The sequence below is a fragment of the Mesorhizobium sp. M2D.F.Ca.ET.226.01.1.1 genome, assembly GCF_004022705.2.
Classification (GTDB): Bacteria; Pseudomonadota; Alphaproteobacteria; order Rhizobiales; family Rhizobiaceae; genus Mesorhizobium.
In genome coordinates, this window is the sequence record NZ_RZOY02000013.1 from 75,505 (window position 1) to 94,170 (window position 18,666).

Annotated in this window: 15 protein-coding genes; 5 read left to right on the forward strand and 10 right to left on the reverse strand. The window is 59.1% G+C overall.

What is annotated here, in order from left to right:
* Positions 1-31: 31 nt before the first annotated feature.
* On the reverse strand, positions 32-823 hold the full coding sequence (locus EN869_RS26675) for a hypothetical protein (protein WP_127229926.1): 792 nt from the start codon (positions 821-823) through the stop codon (positions 32-34).
* A gap of 309 nt (positions 824-1,132) precedes the next feature.
* Between EN869_RS26675 and EN869_RS26680 the strand changes: the two genes are divergently transcribed.
* From EN869_RS26680 to EN869_RS26695, 4 genes are all read left to right on the forward strand, one after another.
* The gene (locus EN869_RS26680; protein ID WP_127229925.1) at positions 1,133-2,023 is read left to right on the forward strand and encodes a helix-turn-helix domain-containing protein; all 891 of its coding nucleotides are present in this window, start codon (positions 1,133-1,135) and stop codon (positions 2,021-2,023) included.
* A 297-nt stretch (positions 2,024-2,320) separates the two neighbouring features.
* On the forward strand, positions 2,321-2,590 hold the full coding sequence (locus EN869_RS26685; protein ID WP_245489345.1) for a hypothetical protein: 270 nt from the start codon (positions 2,321-2,323) through the stop codon (positions 2,588-2,590).
* A 266-nt stretch (positions 2,591-2,856) separates the two neighbouring features.
* A complete protein-coding gene (locus EN869_RS26690; protein ID WP_127229923.1) occupies positions 2,857-5,082 on the forward strand; it encodes a mechanosensitive ion channel family protein in 2,226 nt (741 codons plus the stop codon).
* A 148-nt stretch (positions 5,083-5,230) separates the two neighbouring features.
* Positions 5,231-6,676: an adenylate/guanylate cyclase domain-containing protein gene (locus tag EN869_RS26695; protein WP_127229922.1), complete on the forward strand. Its 1,446-nt coding sequence runs from the start codon at positions 5,231-5,233 to the stop codon at positions 6,674-6,676.
* A 45-nt stretch (positions 6,677-6,721) separates the two neighbouring features.
* On the opposite strand, the gene EN869_RS26700 is transcribed toward EN869_RS26695, so the two are convergent.
* The 4 genes from EN869_RS26700 to EN869_RS26715 are packed head-to-tail and all read right to left on the reverse strand — an operon-like array spanning position 6,722 to position 12,024.
* Entirely contained in the window at positions 6,722-7,792 is a 1,071-nt protein-coding gene (locus EN869_RS26700) for an adenylate/guanylate cyclase domain-containing protein (RefSeq protein ID WP_127229921.1), read from the reverse strand.
* A 3-nt stretch (positions 7,793-7,795) separates the two neighbouring features.
* Positions 7,796-8,290: a Rab family GTPase gene (locus EN869_RS26705; protein ID WP_127229920.1), complete on the reverse strand. Its 495-nt coding sequence runs from the start codon at positions 8,288-8,290 to the stop codon at positions 7,796-7,798.
* Positions 8,291-8,303: 13 nt separating this feature from the next.
* The gene (locus EN869_RS26710) at positions 8,304-11,351 is read right to left on the reverse strand and encodes an OmpA family protein (RefSeq protein ID WP_127229919.1); all 3,048 of its coding nucleotides are present in this window, start codon (positions 11,349-11,351) and stop codon (positions 8,304-8,306) included.
* Between the two features lie 7 nt (positions 11,352-11,358).
* A complete protein-coding gene (locus tag EN869_RS26715) occupies positions 11,359-12,024 on the reverse strand; it encodes a hypothetical protein (protein ID WP_127229918.1) in 666 nt (221 codons plus the stop codon).
* A gap of 696 nt (positions 12,025-12,720) precedes the next feature.
* Between EN869_RS26715 and EN869_RS26720 the strand changes: the two genes are divergently transcribed.
* The gene (locus EN869_RS26720) at positions 12,721-13,203 is read left to right on the forward strand and encodes a hypothetical protein (protein ID WP_245489344.1); all 483 of its coding nucleotides are present in this window, start codon (positions 12,721-12,723) and stop codon (positions 13,201-13,203) included.
* 448 nt (positions 13,204-13,651) lie between these two features.
* Here the strand turns inward: EN869_RS26720 and EN869_RS26725 are convergent, their stop codons facing one another.
* From EN869_RS26725 to EN869_RS26745, 5 genes are read right to left on the reverse strand one after another with little or no spacing between them, the layout of a single operon-like run.
* A complete protein-coding gene (locus EN869_RS26725) occupies positions 13,652-13,990 on the reverse strand; it encodes a hypothetical protein (RefSeq protein ID WP_127229917.1) in 339 nt (112 codons plus the stop codon).
* Positions 13,991-14,008: 18 nt separating this feature from the next.
* Positions 14,009-14,569, reverse strand: coding sequence for an ATP-binding protein (locus EN869_RS26730; RefSeq protein WP_167498707.1), 561 nt, complete (start codon positions 14,567-14,569; stop codon positions 14,009-14,011).
* Between the two features lies 1 nt (position 14,570).
* Positions 14,571-16,937 carry a SpoIIE family protein phosphatase gene (locus EN869_RS26735; RefSeq protein WP_127229916.1) on the reverse strand — a complete coding sequence of 789 codons (2,367 nt, stop codon included), beginning with the start codon at positions 16,935-16,937 and terminating at the stop codon, positions 14,571-14,573.
* Positions 16,934-18,112 (reverse strand): class I SAM-dependent methyltransferase, encoded by a 1,179-nt coding sequence (locus EN869_RS26740; RefSeq protein ID WP_127229915.1) that lies wholly within the window; start codon positions 18,110-18,112, stop codon positions 16,934-16,936. Before EN869_RS26740 ends, EN869_RS26735 begins: the two co-directional genes overlap by 4 nt.
* Positions 18,109-18,630: a ubiquinone biosynthesis methyltransferase UbiE gene (locus tag EN869_RS26745; protein WP_127229984.1), complete on the reverse strand. Its 522-nt coding sequence runs from the start codon at positions 18,628-18,630 to the stop codon at positions 18,109-18,111. The genes EN869_RS26740 and EN869_RS26745 overlap by 4 nt, the downstream gene beginning before the upstream one ends.
* Positions 18,631-18,666: the final 36 nt, after the last annotated feature.

Consider the following 18,666-nt stretch of genomic DNA (forward strand, 5'->3'; position numbering starts at 1 on the left):
CCGGAACCCGCCACTTCATATCAATCCGCTATTATCCTGGATGGGCTGGTGAGAATTGATAGGTGAACCCCAGCATTGGACCCTGCTGGGTGAGTTTGTTCACGAAGCCGTCGTGGCTGTAATTGTCGTGTACGGCCCGATAGCCGACGAACATCGACATCTTGTCGTTGAACTGATACCCGGCGCCTCCCATCAGGTCCCACATCGATTTGGATCCGGCGCCGAAGCCGCCGACGAGGCCCCAGCCGGCCAGGTAGAATCCGTTACCGACGTCGGCCTTGAATTTGGCGCCGATCACCGGATCGACCCATGTGTCTCCGTCGCTGGCCGACCTGCCATCCAGCGCACCTCCATGAAAGTCGAAACTGTTGTCGACCGACCAGAGACGGGCGCCGGCGACAAGATCGAAATTCATCCCATCCTGATAGTAGACGCTGTAACCACCGAGCGCGGTGCCCATGAAGGTGCTCACCGTCGCGTCGATGTTGGAGGCGAGGATTCCTCTCGGGGTACCTATGTTGGCGTCGAGCTTGGCATACACTATGTCCGTGCTGATTGTGAAAGGCCCATTGCGAGCCTCCGTGAGCCCCATAAACCCGAATTTGAGGTGGTGCAGCACATCGCTGAAACTCACATCGATATCCTGAGGCGGGAATCCGAAGAGGCCGCTTTCGCCCTTGATGCCCGATGCCCACAGATACGGGGCGACGGTAAAGGTCCAACCTTCATCTTGTGGCTTGGTGATGTCTGCTGCAAAAGCGTTGGCCGCACCAAGTACCAATGCACCTGCCGTTGCCAGGACGGCCAAACGAAATTTCTTCATCATCGTCCCCATTTGTCGTTTTTGCTGCCCGACTATCCCAAGCAGAGACCACTCTCCCTGTTGGGATGAACCCTCGCCTTGCGCTCTGTCCACTTGGCCGCACGGTCTATCCCCACTAAGCCGTTGGTCGGGGTACCTAAGTGCCGATTGATCTCGCGCAATTTGCGCTTAAGCTAATGCTAATACAATCGTTCTTCTATCCACTTTGCGCAAAGGACGCCTTGCTTGCCCACGTGGCCTTCATCGCCTTCGTACAGGGATGTGCTACTTGGCCCTGACCACCTTACCAGCGCCGCCTCTGGTTTGCCCGTGACGGTCGACAGGCTTTCGGCCGGCTGGCTTCCCTCACGCATCCGGCAAATCCAGTCCCCCGGCAAGTGGGCGCTCGACCTGCCAGAATTCAACTGCGCCTTCCGCGCCCGTGGCGGTTTCGATCCAGGCTCCGTGGCATTACTGGCCATCGAACGGGCCAGCGGATCGACAATATGCGGCATCCCGCTCGAAGACGACTTGATATTGGCAATCCCGGCCGGCACGGGCGTGACGGCAACGGTCCGGCGCGGTCTGACTTACGCAGTCGCCATAGTTCCGACCGCGACCTGGATAGAGATCCAGTCGATTGCTGCTGGAATGGTCATCGAGCAGATCAGAGATCGCCTGGCCGCAGTTCGGCTCGCCCCTGAGGAAGCGCAAAGAATCCGGCGCCAAATGAAATCGATGGCAGACCGCCTCGGGACATCTGCAGGCGGTTCGGTTCTGCCGGAGCAGCCTCCAGCTGCGTTCATGGAATATCTAGGGGTGGTGGCTGACGCCTTCGCGGGCGCAGACATTCGTGAGACCGGGACAGCCGGTTCCACGAGTCGTCATTTAAGACAAGCGTCGGCGGCCGAGGATTTCATTCGCACTCATATCCAGGAAGACATACCCATCGTTCGACTGTGCAAGGAAATCGGTGTAAGCCGTCGACAGCTGGAGTACGCCTTTCGCACTACGTTCGCTGTAACCCCGCTCGAATTCATCAGAGCGCTCCGCCTCAACGAAGCCAGACGGCTCCTTACCACGGCACGTGCTGACGGTTTGAGCGTTACTGCAGTCGCTATGGATGTGGGGATCACCCATCTGGGCCGCTTCGCCGCGAATTATCGACTGTTCTTCGGCGAATCTCCCTACGAAACACTGCAGCGCGCCGGAAGATCGTGACTGGGGCGCAACCTGCGCCGAGAAATGCCGGTCATCATTGCAAGCGGTTCGATGGAATTTGCGCAATCCGGATAGAAGTCGAACTTCAGAATTAGTAGATTCTAAAATGCAACTATATACCGGCTCCGGCCGCAAGGTGGGGACCAGTTTGGTTACGGTTCGGCACAGGCTTGCGTCGGATGCGTGGCTGCGTAGGCCGGAGATAAAAACGCACGGAGCGGTGAGCTCTTGGGAGGATCAAAAATGACGAGACCTAGCTTGAGATTGACCGGCGCTGCCGGGATCGTCGTCGCCTTGATGTTTGCGGGGCTCATCGATGCCCTTGCGCCCTTCGCTCCTTTCGTCGGCGACGCGCAGGCGCGAGTTGGCCATCCGCTCACGCCTGGCAGCGTCGCAGGCGTCGCGAGGCGCACCACGCGCCGAACGATCCGCCGCTCGACCATTTACGTGGCCAGGCTCCCGGCGGCGTGCGTGAAGACCTCGATCAACGGAACCGTGCTTTGGCACTGCGGCAGCACATATTATCAACCCTATGGCGGACGCTACGTCGTCGTCCACGTAAATTGAGTGGGAGCGGACCTCATCCCTTTGATGAACATTGGGGATCACATCCAATAGGGCGGGAAACTTTGAGAGGCACTTCGATCGCGCGCTCTGGGACGGCGACGTCTTGCACGGCAATGTCGGTTTCTTCAAGGTAGGGCAACGACGGACGTAGATGTCGTTGCTTGCCGATTTGACCGGAAGGTTACAGCGCGATGCGACTCAAGATTCGACGATTGGTAGCCGGGGAACCGGCGCGCTGGGCACGACGTCCCGGATATCTAACTGCCATGCTTGTCCGGATTGCCGGGCCGTTCGTCTTTGGCATCGCCCTCTTGTTGGCTGGTCCGTCACAGGCGCAGGCGCCGGCGACCGTTCCGCCGGAAAAAGTCAAGCAACTGTTCGAGCTTCTCGACGATCCGTCGGTGAAGGCCTGGGTGGCCGAACAACGAAAGCAGGACGCCGGGCCGACGGGAGCTCCTGCCGCGGCGGGAGCTTCGCCGTCCGGCGCATCGTCCGCCGCCGTGTCCGCGCCAGGCCGGATGAATACGATGGCGTCCTCGACGCTCGATCGGATCAAGCACCATATCGAACGGATCGTGCGAACCTTGCCCTCGCTGCCAGGCCAGTTCGCACGCATTCGGGCAGAGACCATGGAGGATATGTCCAGAAGAGGCCCCGCCGGCGTGCTTTTGCTGGTCGCTATATTCATCGCTGCCGGCGTGGCGCTCAGCTGGGCAACGTACAAGCTCACCCGCCCGTTTCGTCTTTGGATCATCGCACAATCGAAAGATACGCCAGTCGGACGGGCCAAGAAGATTGGTGGCCGCACGCTTTATTCCAGCCTGCTGATCGTCTCGTTCGCGCTGGGCAGCGCCGGCGCGTTCATCTTGTTCGACTGGCCAATGCTTATCCGCGAGATCGTGCTGACCTTTCTGATGGCTGCGGTCGCCACAGCGGCTGTGCGCATGTACCTCGCAGCCCTGCTCGTCCCCTCCTTCATGCAGGTCGAAAACGCTGTCGAGGTTCGCGCTTTGCCGGTCACCAACGAAACGGCCGACCATTGGTTCTATTGGGTACCCAGGATATTCGGCGTCTTCGCCTTCTTCGCCGCCGCGTTCATCCTCTTGCCGGGTCTCGGCATTGATCAGGACGGAATGCTGGTGCTGTCGGTAGGTGCCGATTTCGTGCTGCTGCTGCTCTTTCTGCTTGCCGTTTGGCGTCGGCCAAGAACACGGCGAGAGGACGCGCACCAAGCAGGTCACACGGCAGCGACATGGTTTTTGACTGCTTACTTCATCGGCCTTTTCCTGCTGCGCATCGCCGGCCTGCCCATATTGTTCTGGTTTACCTTCGCCGCATTCTTCCTGCCTTTGGCAATCGTGTTGACGCAGCGCGGGGTTAATTTCGTCCTGCGGCCGGGTTCAGAAGAGGCTGGCCGGCCTACGATCCCGGCGGTGACGATCGCTGTCATCGATCGCGCAATCCGGATGATCTTGATCCTGGCGGCGGCTTACCTTCTTGCGCGTGCCTGGGGTCTGGACATGCAGTCGATGCAGGACAGCAACACGACGACCACGCTCATATTGCGCGGCTTGATCAATGTCGTGGTCATTGCCCTTGCCGCCGATTTCGGCTGGTCGATCATCAAAGCCTTGATCGAGAGAAAGCTGGGCATCGAAACGCAGCACGCGGAGATCAGCGACGAGGAGATGCCGGTCGTCGATCCGCAGCAGGCGCGGCTGCACACGCTCTTGCCGATCATCCAAAACATTCTGCTGGCAGTGATCGTCGTTATGGCGGTGCTGATGATGCTCGCATCGGTCGGCATCCAGATCGGCCCGCTGATCGCCGGCGCTGGCGTCGTTGGCGTCGCTGTGGGATTTGGGGCGCAGACCCTGGTCAAGGACGTCATTTCGGGCGTGTTTTTTCTGCTCGATGATGCGTTTCGTGTCGGCGAATACATTACAGCCGGCCGTTATGTGGGGACGGTGGAGAGCTTTTCGCTGCGCTCGGTGAAGCTGCGCCACCATCGTGGCTCGCTGTTCACAATACCTTTCGGTGAACTCGGAGCCGTCCAGAACCAGAGCCGTGACTGGGTTACCGACAAATTCAACATCACCGTCGGCTATGACACCGACATCGACTTCGCTCGCAAGCTGATCAAGCGAATAGGCCTCGAACTGGCGGAGGATCCCGAATTCAAACCCTGGGTGCTTTCACCGATCAAGATGCAGGGCGTACAGGAATTCGGCGAGTACGGTATCGTGTTGAGGGTCAAGGTCACAACCAGACCGGGAGGTGCCTTCGGCATGAAACGCAAATTCTATGTACGCGTCCGCCAGGTCTTCAAGGAGCAGGGCATCGAACTGCCATTCCCGACCGTTCACGTCGAGGGGCTGCAGAGCCCACATGGGGCAGAGAATGCGCCCTTGGAGATCACACCTGAGTTGAAACTGGCCGTCGCGCAGTCGCACACCAATCGGCGCAGGAAAAAAGCCAGCACAACGGAGTAGGAAAGCTCCACCAGGAGATAGATCAGGCTGGCGGTTCGACGAAACGTCATGCTGATCCAGGCCGACTGTCGTACAACCAAGGAAGTCAACCCATTCGCATCGCACTGATTTTTTAGTAGGCTGTCGCCAGGCAAGGTGAGGATCGAGCGTGACTGTAGTCGACGATCGTCTTCTCGAAAGCAAGATGACCAAGGTGGAGCAGGCCCGGGCCTGGAGCCCACGCGTCATCTCGAAATTCGAGACGCTGATCAGGAGCGCCGACGACCACTCGCTCTATCGTGTCAATCCGCTGGCCTTTGCTCGCGACCGCGCAATCGCCGAGCCTGAAGCAATCGACCTCTTCCTTCACGCCGCCCGCTGTGGGCTATTCGACATGAGCTGGGATGTGCTCTGTCCCCAGTCCGGGATGGTGCTCGACAGTTTCGGCGCCCTGCGCACGCTGAAGACCCACTACGTCTGTGGCCTGTGCGACGTGTCGGGCGACACCGACCTCGACGATTTCATTGAGGTCACCTTCTCGATATCGCCGAAACTGCGGCGCCTGCCGCACCATGATCCCGAGACGCTGCCTGTCGAGGATTTTCACTGGAAGCTGCACTTCGGACATGACGGGCGATTACCCGGGCAAGACGTTCGCTTTGTTGACGTTCTGCGCGGCTTCGTTCGGGGCATGACCTTTCTGCCGCCCGGAACCACCACGGTGCTCCGCGCCGACCTGGGACGGGGCGCCCTTGCGGGCGTCAACGTGCAGACGCAGGCCGCATTCGCTGTGCCGATATCAGGCGATCTGGTGTTGGCGCCGACGCTTCTGAAGATCGATTATGACGGCAAACGCTTCTTGCCGGCGTTGCCCGCCGTGCCGCCTGGTCCGATTGTCATTGAGGTGGCGAACAGGGGGCCGGTGCGAGGTTCATTGCTTGCCATCAACTGGCCGCCCGAGCTTGTCGCGCTGACCACCAAGCCGGCGCTCGATTTCGACCCTTATGTCTCCGGCGGAGCGCTGCTTGCGCGGCAAACGTTCCGCCAGCTGTTCCGGTCCGAACGTGTCGACGAGAAGGAGGGGCTCGGCATCCGGCAGATCACCTTCCTGTTCACAGACCTCAAGGGCTCGACCGCCATGTATGAGCGCCTGGGTGACCTCAACGCCTATGCATTGGTCCGCGAGCATTTTGCTCTGGTCAACGCGGCGGTTCAGCAACATTCCGGAGCGGTGGTCAAGACGATTGGGGATGCGGTGATGGCTGCGTTTTCGCAGCCGTCGGATGCGATTTCGGCCGCACTCCACATCTTTGAAGAAATCGATCGTTTCAACAGTGACCATGACGGGCCGGGGATCATCCTCAAAATCGGTGCCCACTGTGGACCGTCGATTGCCGTGACGCTCAACGACAACCTCGACTATTTCGGCCAGACCGTGAATGTGGCCGCGCGCGTGCAGTCCTTGGCGGAAGCCGGACAGGTCTGCATTTCCGAGGCGCTCCATTCCGCGCCGGGGGTCAGCGACCTGCTCGCCGGCCATCGTGTCGTGGCCTTTGACGCGCCTCTTCGAGGCGTGGAGGGTAATGCTACCGTCTATCGCATTATGCGGGGATAGAAGCGATTGCGTGCCGACCCCCCTTTGGCACTGCCAAGCGGCAAATCAGCCGCGGAGCCGCCACATCCGCACACGACCCGTGCCACGCAATTCCGTTTCCCCGAGTGGGTCGCAGGCAAAATCCGGTCCGAGCAATTCGTGGGTTGCATCTGAAATACGGATTTCATCGGGCTCCGCGGCCTTTTGAATGCGCGCGGCGAGATTGACGGTGTCGCCCCACAGGTCATAGACAAACCGCCTTTTGCCGATGACGCCCGCCACGATCGGTCCGGAGTGAATTCCAATTCTAAGGCTAAGCGGTTCTCCTGCGAAGCGCTCGCGCCTGGCCGCCTCCCGCAGTTCGAGCGCATAGTTCGCAAGGGCTTGCGCATGATCGGATCGCGCGACGGGCAGGCCTGCGACCGCCATCACGCAATCGCCGATGGTCTTGATCTTTTCGCAGCCATGCTGTTCCGAGAGCAGATCCGCCGCCCTGAAGAAGTAATTCAAGATAGCGAGCGTCGTCGTGGCTCCGACGCTCCGCGCTCTTTCCGTAAAACCGACGATGTCGGCAAAAAGCACACTGACCTCCGCGTGGCTGTCTGCAATTTGCTCGTCCGCCTTCAGCCGCTCCGCGATCGAGGCCGGAAGAATGTTGAGGAGCAGGGATTCGGCGCGCCGGAACTCGCGCGACAAACCCTCCTGGCTCTCCCTCAGTGCCTCGTTCGTCGATTGCAGCTTCGCATTGAGTTGACGCTCCCTCTCCTGCAGGAGCGTCATTTCATATGCCTTCTGCTGAAGCCGCTGCTGGTGGTCGCGTTCGGGCGTGGCGTCGAGAAAGAGCAGCCACACCGAGTCGCCCTCGCCAAAGAAGTGAAGGTCCGCGACATGCCCGCCGGGCAGTTCCATCATCGGCATATGAAATGGAAGCTCCGGGCAAGGCAGCAGCCCTTCCATGAATTCAAGCTGCTCGGCAACAGGCTCGCCGATGCGAAGCGACGAGAGCCCATAAAAGTCGAGCTTGCCGCCCTTGGCTTCTATGCATTGCCGGGCGTCGATCTTCAGATACGCGGCGAAGCGCTCATTGGAAAAGAAGTCGTATATCCAGCTTCTGACTTCTTCCGGCAAGCTGGACATGGTCTACTTGGCGACCATCGAAGCAAGCTGACGAAACGCATCGTCGACATGTTCGCCCGAAAGCGCGCTCGTCAGATAGATCTGCCATCCACGTTGCTTGAGTTCGTCGATCTCGCCCTCCGATATTGCCCACCGATCGGTCAGATCCGATTTGTTGAACAGCAATATGCACGGCATGGCGCCGAATTCGGCCTCGCACCGTTCGCGCAGCGTGAGCGCCACGGCAAGAGTGGCTGGCCGGGTTCCATCGACGACAAGCACGAGCCCGGTCGCGCCTCGCACATAGCTGACGCGGAACGAGCCGATGTCGTCTTCGCCGGCCAGGTCCCACAAGATCAGGTCCACGGTCTTGTCCGGAAACGCGACGCTTTTCTTGTCGATCTTGACGCCGACCGTGGTCAGGTAGTTTTCCGAGAAGATGCTATGGACAAACCTGCGCACGAGGCTCGTCTTGCCGACGGCGAACCCGCCCAACATGCAGATCTTTTTTTGCAGCATCCTGGGCTCCGCACTACTCCAGGTTCACCGTAACCGAAACCCGGCGATTGGTGGAGTTCCCAGTTAGGCTATTTTCATTTTCGGGCACCGCCGGCTCAAAGGTGCCGGCGCCCCGAACCTGCAGCAGTTCCGGAGCGACGCCGCGCTTGTTGAGAAGCGCGCGAACTGTCTCGGCGCGGGCGGCGCTGATCGACGCATTGGCCGTCTCACGGCCTGTTATGTCCGAATGGCCGGTCAGCATGAACCGTGCTGTCACGCCTGCCTTGCGGGCATTTTCGGCGAATTCCTTCAACTGATCAGCCAATCTGTCAAGCACCGGCGTCTGCTCCGGCCCCGGAACAACTCTACCGGAAGAGAAGTAAATATCGGTCGTCTGGATGGCCTCTCTCAGCTGATTAAGCTCTGCAAGGTTCAGCTCGCGCAGCTGCGAGACATCCAGAACCACTCCGTCCGCCGAAAGTTGGTCGGCGGTGGCCTGCGCCCGGCTGATCCAGCCGGCAGGTGCCTCGCCCACGACAACGATGCGACCCTGGATGATCGAAAGCCGAACCGATTTCGGCGGGGACAGCGACGCCGTCAGCCGCTTCACCACGAACTTCGGATCAAGACTCTGATAGAATTGCCACTGTGAATGAACGCGGGCGGGATCGACCTGCGTTCCGGACAGCAGAGCTTGCGGGTCGGCGGCAAGAGGGTCTCTCAGACCGGAAATGTAGAATTGTCCGCCCCTCGCCGTTTGTTGAGCGACGACGATTCCCGGTTGGGCCTCAAGTCGCGACACATAATACTGCCAATGCTCCGCCGCACGTGCATCGGGGCTCACATCACGAACCTTGGAGATGTCGAACTCCGGCCCGCCTTCTGAAAGCTGTCTTGCCGCTGCGCGCGCCCGATCTATCCAGGTGTCGGGAGCCTCACCCTCGGCAACGATGCGGCCATTGACGATCGAAAGTCGCACTTTATCCATCGGATACAGCGACGCCGTCAGCCGCTTCAGCACGAACGCCGGCTCGAGGCTCTGATAGAATTGCCAGCTTGCATGAACACGCGCCGGATCGACCTGCGTCCCCGACAGCAGCGACTGCGGGTCGACGGCGAGCGGGTCTCTCAGGCCGGTAATATAGAATTGGCCGTCGCGCACATTCTGTTGGGCGACGATGATGCCGGGCTGCATCTCCAGTCGCGACACATAGGCCTGCCAATGCTCCTCGGGGCTCACATCACGGACCCCGGAGATGTCGAAGACCGGGCCGCCGGCTGAAAGCTGCTGGGCGGCCGCGCGCGCCCGGTTGATCCACGCGGTGGTGGCCTCACCCGCGGCAACGATGCGATCGTTGACGACCGAGAGCCGTACCGAATCCGGCGGCGCAAGCGACGCCGTCAGCCGCTTCAGCACGAACTGCGGCTCAAGGCTCTGGTAGTATTGCCAGCTTGCATGAACACGCGCGGGATCGACCTGGTCTCCGGCCAGCAGCGACTGCGGGTCCGCGGCAAGCGGGTCCCTCAGGCCGGAAATGTAGAATTGTCCGTCGCGCACATTCTGATCGGCGACGATGATGCCAGGCAGGGTCTCCAGTCGCGACACATAGGCCTGCCAGCGCTCCTCGGCGCTCACATCGCGGACCCCGGAGATGTCGAAGACCGGGCCGCCTGCCGAAAGCTGCTGGGCAGCGGCCCGCGCCCGGTTGATCCACGTGGTTGTCGCCTCACCTTCGGCGACGATGCGACCATCGACGACTGAGAGTCGTACCGAATCCGGCGGCGCCAGCGACGCCGACAGCCGCTTCAGCACGAATTGCGGCTCGAAGCTCTGATAGAACTGCCAGTTTGAATGAACGCGGGCGGGATCGACCTCCGTTCCAGGCAGCAGCGACTGCGGGTCCGTAGCGAGCGGGTCTCTCAGGCCGGCGACATAGAAGTCGCCGCCACGGATTTTTTGGTCCGAAACGACGATGCCCGGCTGGGCTGCCAGCCGCGACAAGTAGGTCTGCCAGCGGTGTGCGGATTGCCAGGACAGAAAGAACCAGCCGCCCGCCACGATCAAAGCCAGCAGGGCCACCGTCACCACCAGCCACGGAAATCCCTCTTTCGAATCCATGTGCTGCAGCTCGACGCAGGTCTGCAACTGCGTCTCCACGCCGGGCAACTGGGAACTGTCGCCGTCGAACCGCTCCAGGGCCCGCGAGGATTCTTGATGGATGCGAAGCAGTACATCGCGGATGACTTCATGCAGTTCCTCCGGAGGATTTCCCCGGATCACCGCAACCAGGGTCGCAAACTGTCCGACTTCCGACCAGAGGCGAAGTTCCCCGAACCGGATAGTGTCGAGGCCGCTATTTTCCTTCTCTTTGAAAGAGTCCTTCACAAAATCCTGGATCGCGCTCAGCATCGAGGAAATGAGTTGAGGGTCTTCGCTGGTTGCATCTTGGGAAGTTACATGCGCAATCAGGAGCCCGGAAGCGCGACTGATGAGAAAGACATGTTCCACGCGATAGATAAGAGAATGCTTGAGAACAACTGCCGAGAAGCTTGTCCCCGTTCGCCAGGCTTCAAACCTCCACTTCAACCCGTGCCATGTGAATATATGCCTTAGAGACTCGTTCAGCGACTGGAAGGTCTGGTCGATCTTTTCGCCGATCGACTTGCGAATGGCCGGCAGAAACACCGGATACAATATATCCGTCAGCGTGTTCGGGTTCTTTTGGATGGACCGCTGCGCGGCCCTCTCGACGGCCGGGGCAAGGGCCTCGCCGAGTTGCGTATGCGAGGCGCGCGCGGTTGCTTCGGGCAGAACGTTGCCCACCGCGGTGGCAAGCTGCTCGGGTTCGTCGAGCAGGTGGGTAACGCGTGACAGCTCCGAGATCTCGCCGCCGACGAGCAACTGGCGGAGCCTTTCCAGCCGATGGTCGGCGGCTGGAACGCCTTCGTAAAGGGCATGGTTGTCCGGATCGACGTTCCGGGCAATTTCCACCAAAAGGCGGGCCAAAGCCTCGCGATCAATACCGGTATCGTTCGAAGCTTGTCTTTGAGATAGGCTGATTGGTTCGACGCTCGACGTCAAGTTCCGATCAACTCACTTTCCAGCCACGCTCCGAATTGCCCTTGCTGCCGACGGGATCCTGGTTGAGACATTTCGCGACCTCGACGAACAGGCCGGCCAGAAGATTCCGGTCGGTCTTGACGTTGCTGAGATCGGAAAAGATCTTCTCCATCAGCATTTGAGCGCTTTCGTTCTTCTGCTTGATTTCCTCGCGCAGCAAATGGTCGCTTCTGCTCATGCGATCCGCGAATTCGCGCTCGAGCTCGCTCAATTGATCCGACAAGGCGCGCACCTGCTTTTCGAGCGCCTGGTTTTGATCGCGAAGATTGCGGTCAATCTCCTTGTCGGCCTCGGCGCGCGCGTCCTTTTCGTTGCGCAACTGCGTCGCCAGCGAGTCGACCTGCTTCTTGGCATTCGACTCGTAGGTTTCAAGATTGCGCTTGGTTTCGGATTCGACATCCTTGAATCGCTGCAAGAACCGTTCCTCAAGTTTGGAGAAGCGGCGATCATAGTCCTGCATCTGATTGCCGAACAAAAGATCGCGTATCTTGTCGACACCTGGAGCGTCACCGCCTGGCCCGCCCTCGCGAGCCTGGGAGGCCATGAAGTTCAGCCCGTTTCCCTCTGAATTACCTATCAGATTTGTATCCGCTTTATTTGCTGAAGAAGCGGCACTCGAAGATTCCTTCGCCATCTCTAAACCCCAATTACCCGCTACAAAATTAGGAGATGGTAAATTATGTCAGACAAATACCAGGCCCGCAAGGCGGAATCCTCTTGGCCTGCTGCCAATTCGTCCGTCCCTTGTTCGCCTCTTGGACCAGCAACAAATGCGCCGATTGGCGTCGCTCTTGTTACGGCTTGTGGCTTTGGTGAACCGGAGCCGTACGAATGACGGCCCTGCAGCGCAAAGCAGACGTATTCAGACCGTTGATTTTATGGAGTCTTTCGCGAGCTAAAGTCAGATGTCTTTCGTATCGTCCGAATAGGCCCGCGAATCGTGGCCCGCTGTTCACAATACCGTTCGGTGAACTCGGAGCCGTCCAGAACCAGAGACCGGGAGGTGCCTTCGCAATGTTTTACGCCTCCGCCAGGCCTTCAAGGAGCAGGGCATCGAACTGCCATTCCCGACCGTCCACGTCGAGGGACTGCAGAGCCCACATGGGGCAGAGAATGCGCCCTTGGAGATCACACCTGAGTTGAAACTGGCCGTCGCGCAGTCGCACACCAACTGGCGCAGGAAAAAAGCCAGCACAACGGAGTAGGAAAGTTGTGACACCTGCCGATCGTCAACCGTTCGGCCCGCCCGGTCGGCTTTCGGTGACGAGGGAGGAAGACCAGCATAGCCTGCCACATCACCTAATGAGATTGGCGGCGCGCTGTGACGGCCATGCATCCTGACAGTTTTGCGCGAAGCTTCGTGGTACTGTGCGGTGGTTTCTGCGACAACCGACCTTGCCTGCCACAATTTAAGAGGAGAGTTCACACGTCCAGGATCAATCGCCGTGCCCTGCTCTTTCACTCCAGCAGCGCTGTCGTCGCGTCGACGGTTTCGGCGGCGGCTCTCGCCACAGAGCTGCCAAGCCGAGACCAAGAGCCGTCCATCGAATTGCGTGCATTGATTGAGGCGCACAAGACAGCATACGCGGAGTTCATCAAGTCCGTCCACGACATGGGCGGAAGCAGCCGCGACTGCGACAGAGCTAGCCAAGCAGAGGAAAAGGCACTGCTCGCCATCTGCGCGTACCCTGCGATCACGGAGGGTAGTCGCTGGGGCAAGGCCCGATATCTATTGGAGATCGAGGCGCGCGGCGAACTCGACCTGCCAGACCATCTGCAGGCTCTTCTTCGCTCAACAATGTGGAAGGGATGAGATTGACCTTGGTGCCGCCGGTCAGCCTCCATCAGATTACCCAAAAGTCGCCGGCTGACGTCTTTCCGGGAACGAGGCGCAAAGCCTCCATTCCGTATCAGAGAAATGCGGTCGACGAGTGCCTGGCCGAGCTTCTTGAATCGACTTCACCGAACTGCCTTGCGGGCTATTGACAGACAACAGTTATGTTGTGGTCGCCGAGAGAATTTGTGGGCTGACATGAGGCTCGACCGTTCGAGCGCCCCCTTGCTCACAAGCCTGTGGAAAGTAACCGCTTGTTCACCAGCACACTGATTGAAGGCGATCCAATCACGCCTGAATCTGGGTATGCGCCTCTAGTGGCGCGCCCCGGCCAAGTGCCGGCGGCCGACGTTTTCAAGTATCCATTCCCCAACAGTATACGTCGGCCGCAGTCCGTCGCCGCCTCATTGACGTTCTGACAGGCCGATTAGTTCATCAAAAGCACCAGGGCGGGATGCAGCTTCTTCAGATTCGGCAATGATTTCGATTGCCAGGGTATGTCGGGCGTTCCGCGCACGACGAGACGAACATCGGGATGCTTGCGCACCTCGATGGTAAATTTCGCCAGCAGATTGATGCCGGAAGAGTTGAGAAAATGAAGGTCCTTCAAATCGAGGGTAATAGTTGAAGGATTTGAGGCAAGGATACTGTTCGCCAAAGCCATGACGGGCGCACCTGCCTCTGAACTGGCAAGCCGCATTGCACCGTCGAAAAAAATATTGCTTCCCTCAATCCACACCCGGTAGTCGTCCGTCTTGATTTCCATTGCTTGGCTTCGTTTCATCTAGTTGTGCGTTTGCGATATCGGAATGGAGGCATACGTCTCCAGGCAAATCCGATCTCTTTCATCGGCGGAGCTGAATATCCAGGCCAAGCGTGCGCCATAGTCGCTCATCAACGTCAGCAACCCCAGTCCGGACCGCGCCACGTCAGGATTCGCGGCGTTCGCTTCAATTCGCTGTATCAGCAGGTCTTTGGGGTCGCCAACCGTGATGTCCGCCAGGAGACTTTGGAACTCAGACGCGTTCTCACCGTCGACGTCGTTCGACACCTTGAGCTTGAAGCACTCCGAATCCATAGACGCCTCGATCACGATCTCACCCGGTGCGCGAAACTTGACCGCATTTTCGATGAGCTCGTTGACCAGATATCCGATGCTATGTCGCACTTCCATGTAGTCATTGCGGGACGACTGAAAGCGCAACGCGAAAAGATCGGCAATGAAGTCCGAGGTCGTGGCACAATGGCGCCAACTCAAGTCGAGAGGTCCGTCGAACAGCCGCAGGCGACTGACATTCTCCTTCATCCCGATTGCAATGTCAGGGGTACCGAACAGCGCTGTCATCTCATGTATGCCTTATGATCACGAGGGTGATGTCGTCGTGGATCTTCTGGATACCGATATGGGTCATCAGATCATCGATGATCCCGGTCTTGATGTCCTCGGCGCTCCTGCCATGACGTTTTTGGACGCTCTCGCAGAGGCGCTCGAACCCGAACAGTCTCTTGTCTTCATCTTCCGCCTCGGTCACGCCGTCGGTGTGCAGAACGATCACGTCACCGCTCCCGAACGCGATATCACGCGTGTCAATGAACGGCGAGATGTCATTCTCCAGACCAACCGGCAGACCCAGATCAAGCGTATCGATGCGTTCGACTTCCCCGCCCGCGCGCATGACGAGAACGTCCTCATGCTGGCCGGATAGCGTTACCCGCTCATCCTCAAAGTCAAGAAAGGCCAGCGTGAGATGCTTGCCGGTGCTCGTCCGCTCGATGTTCTTGTAGATTGCCCTGTTCAGCCGATCGAGAAACTGATGCGGATTCCCTTCGTTGGTCTCCTGCAGCGCGCGCGCAACCGACTGAACCATCAGCATCAGCACGCCGCTCTCGAGACCGTGACCTGTCACGTCGCCGATGCCGATCTTCACCCGCGATCCGTTCTGCAGAACGTCGTAGTAGTCGCCACCGACCTCGTCGGCCGGCCGCATATAGGCCGCGATCTCAAGCCCCGGAATCGCTTCGAGTTCGAACGGTTTCGGCAGAACCATCATCTGGATGTGCCTGGCAACCGCAAGCTCGGCGCCGAGCCGGATGTTCTCATCCCGCAGCTTTTCGTTGAGCGCGGAAATCTCCTGATTTGCGTCACCGAGCTCCCTGGTTCGTTCGTCGACGAGTTGCTCGAGGTTTTCCGTGTGAAAGCTGATCTGCTCGGCCATTCGGTTGAAGGCGACGCCTACCGCTCCAACCTCGTCGCGCGTTGGAATGCTCACGCGCACGGAATAGTCTTTGGACTGGAGCCTCTGGGCGGCGCTGGCAAGCGCCCTGAGGCCGGCCGTGATCCGCTTCGAGATCCCGAGCACTGCCGCAAAAACAATCAGAAGCGAAACGACGATGGCGCCGATCTGAAAGAGCAGGATACGATTGGTCGCGAGGGAGATACTCTTCTGCGCGGCGAACAAAGACGCATAGATCTCGCGTTCGGGAACGACGATTCCGACCGACATCGCTTCGGACTTGACCGGTCCCGAACTCCACAGGTTGGTCGGCTTCAATCTCTTGAGGACCACTATGTAGGGCACGCGTTCGCCCTTGTTCTCGAGCATGATATGCTGAATGACACCGTCATTGTTCTGGTCGAGTGGCAGCGACGCGATGGCCGGCTGCGTACTTCCCCGCAACGACCTTTCCAGACCGGTGACGCCTTGCGTGCCCGCATCATTGGATGAAGTCAGGCCGATGATCGCCTGGCCCGATGGATTGATCGCCACCACATTGCCGGTCGACATGGTGAGGAAGCCGAACCCGGTTTCGGCGATCTTCACGCGCTCGACGACTTCCGCGAGCTGATCGAGAGTGATGTCTGCACCCGCTACACCGGCGATACCGGAGCGATCGCGCGTCCACAGCGGGTGGAAAAAGCTGACGATCAGCTTTCCCGTGATCGCATCGGTGTAAGGCGCTGTCTGAGTGATGTCGTCGGCGACCGGACGCAAGGCCGGATCCCTGGCCCATTGCTGCCATGACCCATATATCCCCGGAAAGAAGAACTCCCAGAACTCCGCCTTGTTGTGACCCGGATAGAGTCGGTCGAAGGTCTGCGCCTGGTCCGTATAGGGTACCGTCCTGAAGATCGGCCGTTCCTTTGGACCAATATAGTACATCTGGAGTTTTGGCGATCCGCTGGCCATGAGGGTCGGCGCGACGAGATCGATCACGGTACTGTCTTCTATTTCCCGCTGAACGCTGGGCAGCGGAGTGTGGTCAGCGCCCAGCAGGTAGCCCCAGACGCTTATCACGGAAGGCGTGCCCGGCAGGTTCTGCGCCCAATCGCCCTGCGCGTCATAGACGACCTTCACCGACCCCGGCGCTTGATGCGAAAGGGTTGCTCCAACCTGTTGCTGCCTGCTCGGATCGTTGATCTGTGCCTGCAGAACGCCAGCCAGCGCCTTCACGTCCCCATGAACTCGATCGAGCAGGAGGTCGACACTTAACGCTGTCGAGTCGGCATACGAGCGAATGTATTCCTGGTTTGCGGTGGTCAGGCCCTCACCGACTTCCGATGTGGCGTCGCGCGACAGCTTTTGAACGTTCCAAAGCGCCAGACCACCGCTCAGCAAGAGGTCGAACAGCACCGCGCCGCCAACGACCAATACGAATTTTGCTCGAAAGGAGCGCAGGCCGAAGCGCGGTTTAGGCTGATCGTCGGCTTTCATTGAGGCCGCCGCCCCGATGCGACCCAGATCGGCCAACCCGCATAACCCTTGGGGTGCAGCGCAGCGAAAATGTGATCCTGAAAGCCCTGCCGGAATCGTGCAATGAACTCCGGCCCATCGCCGCGTCTGGTGGCCATATCGCCCGCATAGACATCCGCCCAAGCCACAATGACATCGGCGAAGTCCTGCGGATCTCCGTCCAGGTTGGTGACCATGAAGGTCTCGACACGTATGTCTTCGAATCCGGCTTCAATCAGGTACCGCCGACTCTTAGGCCCGAGCTCGACGTCCATCTCGAAATGCGCGAACAGCTTCGCCACTTCATTGTATGTCCAACGAATGCTTTCTGCGCGCGGCTCGCCGAGGCAATGCGAATTCTTCTCGTTGGTGATGTAGACCCGCCCGCCTGGCTTGCATATGCGGTAGAGTTCCTTGAGGATGAGTTCCGGTCGATTGAAGATTTGAAGCGAATGTCGGCAGGTGACCAAGTCGAACTGCGCTTCGTCGAGCAGCATTTCCGACGCATCGCCATAAGTATATTCGATGCCCCGGATATCGAACTCGCGCATCACTCGTCGCGCGTAGTCCAGGCTTGATATGGAGTGGTCGAGGGCGACGATCCGCGATGGCTGGAACTCTTTCTGCACGAGCACGACGAAATCGCCGAGCCCGCAACAGATGTCGGCCATAACGATCCCGGGCCTCATGCCGTGTCGCGGCAAGATTGTACGCTCGTGGCGCCAGGTCATCTTTGTCTGTGTGCGCAGGATTGGAACGAACCCGCCTTCCTCGAGGAAGCCCTGCCCTGGATAGAATTCGCTGTCATACTCCTCGACCGTGATGTTCGGTTCGATTCCGCTCAAGCGACCGAATTTTCTTGAGGTCCATCCGACGACGCTTGATGTGATGACGACAAATCTGAGATCGGGTCGAGCGCGACAGGCGTCAATAATGATCCTCGAAAAGGCGTGGAATGCAGCGTTATTCATCTGCGTCAGGCGCCTGACATTGACATAGAGAACGCCGCGTACACGGCCGATCGCATCGCGTAGCAATGCCAGGCTGGGCCCAAGCTCATCGATCGCCTGCGGCCGGACCACCCCAGATATCGAGAACTCCTGGTTGTTCGCGTCGTATTGGGCCTTGAAGCGCGGGAGAAGGTTGTAAGGGCTCAATGCTGCAGGCCCTCAAGTGGAAGATCCACGACAAGCTTGACCGCATCGCCTTCGGCTTCCTCGACCCTGAGTGTCGCGTTGTAGTCGACAGCCAGTTCCAGAAGTACCACCTCCCGGCTGGGCGCCAGATCTCCAGATACGGAATTAAGATATCGCTCCCTGGCCTCAAATCCGGCGACTTGCGACACGGCCTCCTGGTAGAACTGGCGTTCCTCCGGCACGCAAGGAAATGTCAGCTCGATTCTATCCGTCGCGCCATGGCGAGACACCCTGCATGCCAGTTCGCCGTCAGTATGGCGCGTACGAAAAGCGACCTCCAGCAATTCGTTGAAGGCAGAGGAAAACAGATTCGAATGTCGGACCGAGTCTGATCTGTTTTGACTGATCATCCGCGCCATGTATGTCGAGACATAGTCGCAGTGTTTCCAAGCGGAGACAAAAGTTTTGATCTCCATGTCGATCTGGATCATCGCCTCAAAAGTCGGCTCGCCAGCCGGTTCGTGATGAACAGATCCCATCAGCATCCTCCTGACCTCCGAGACGGAAATCTAACC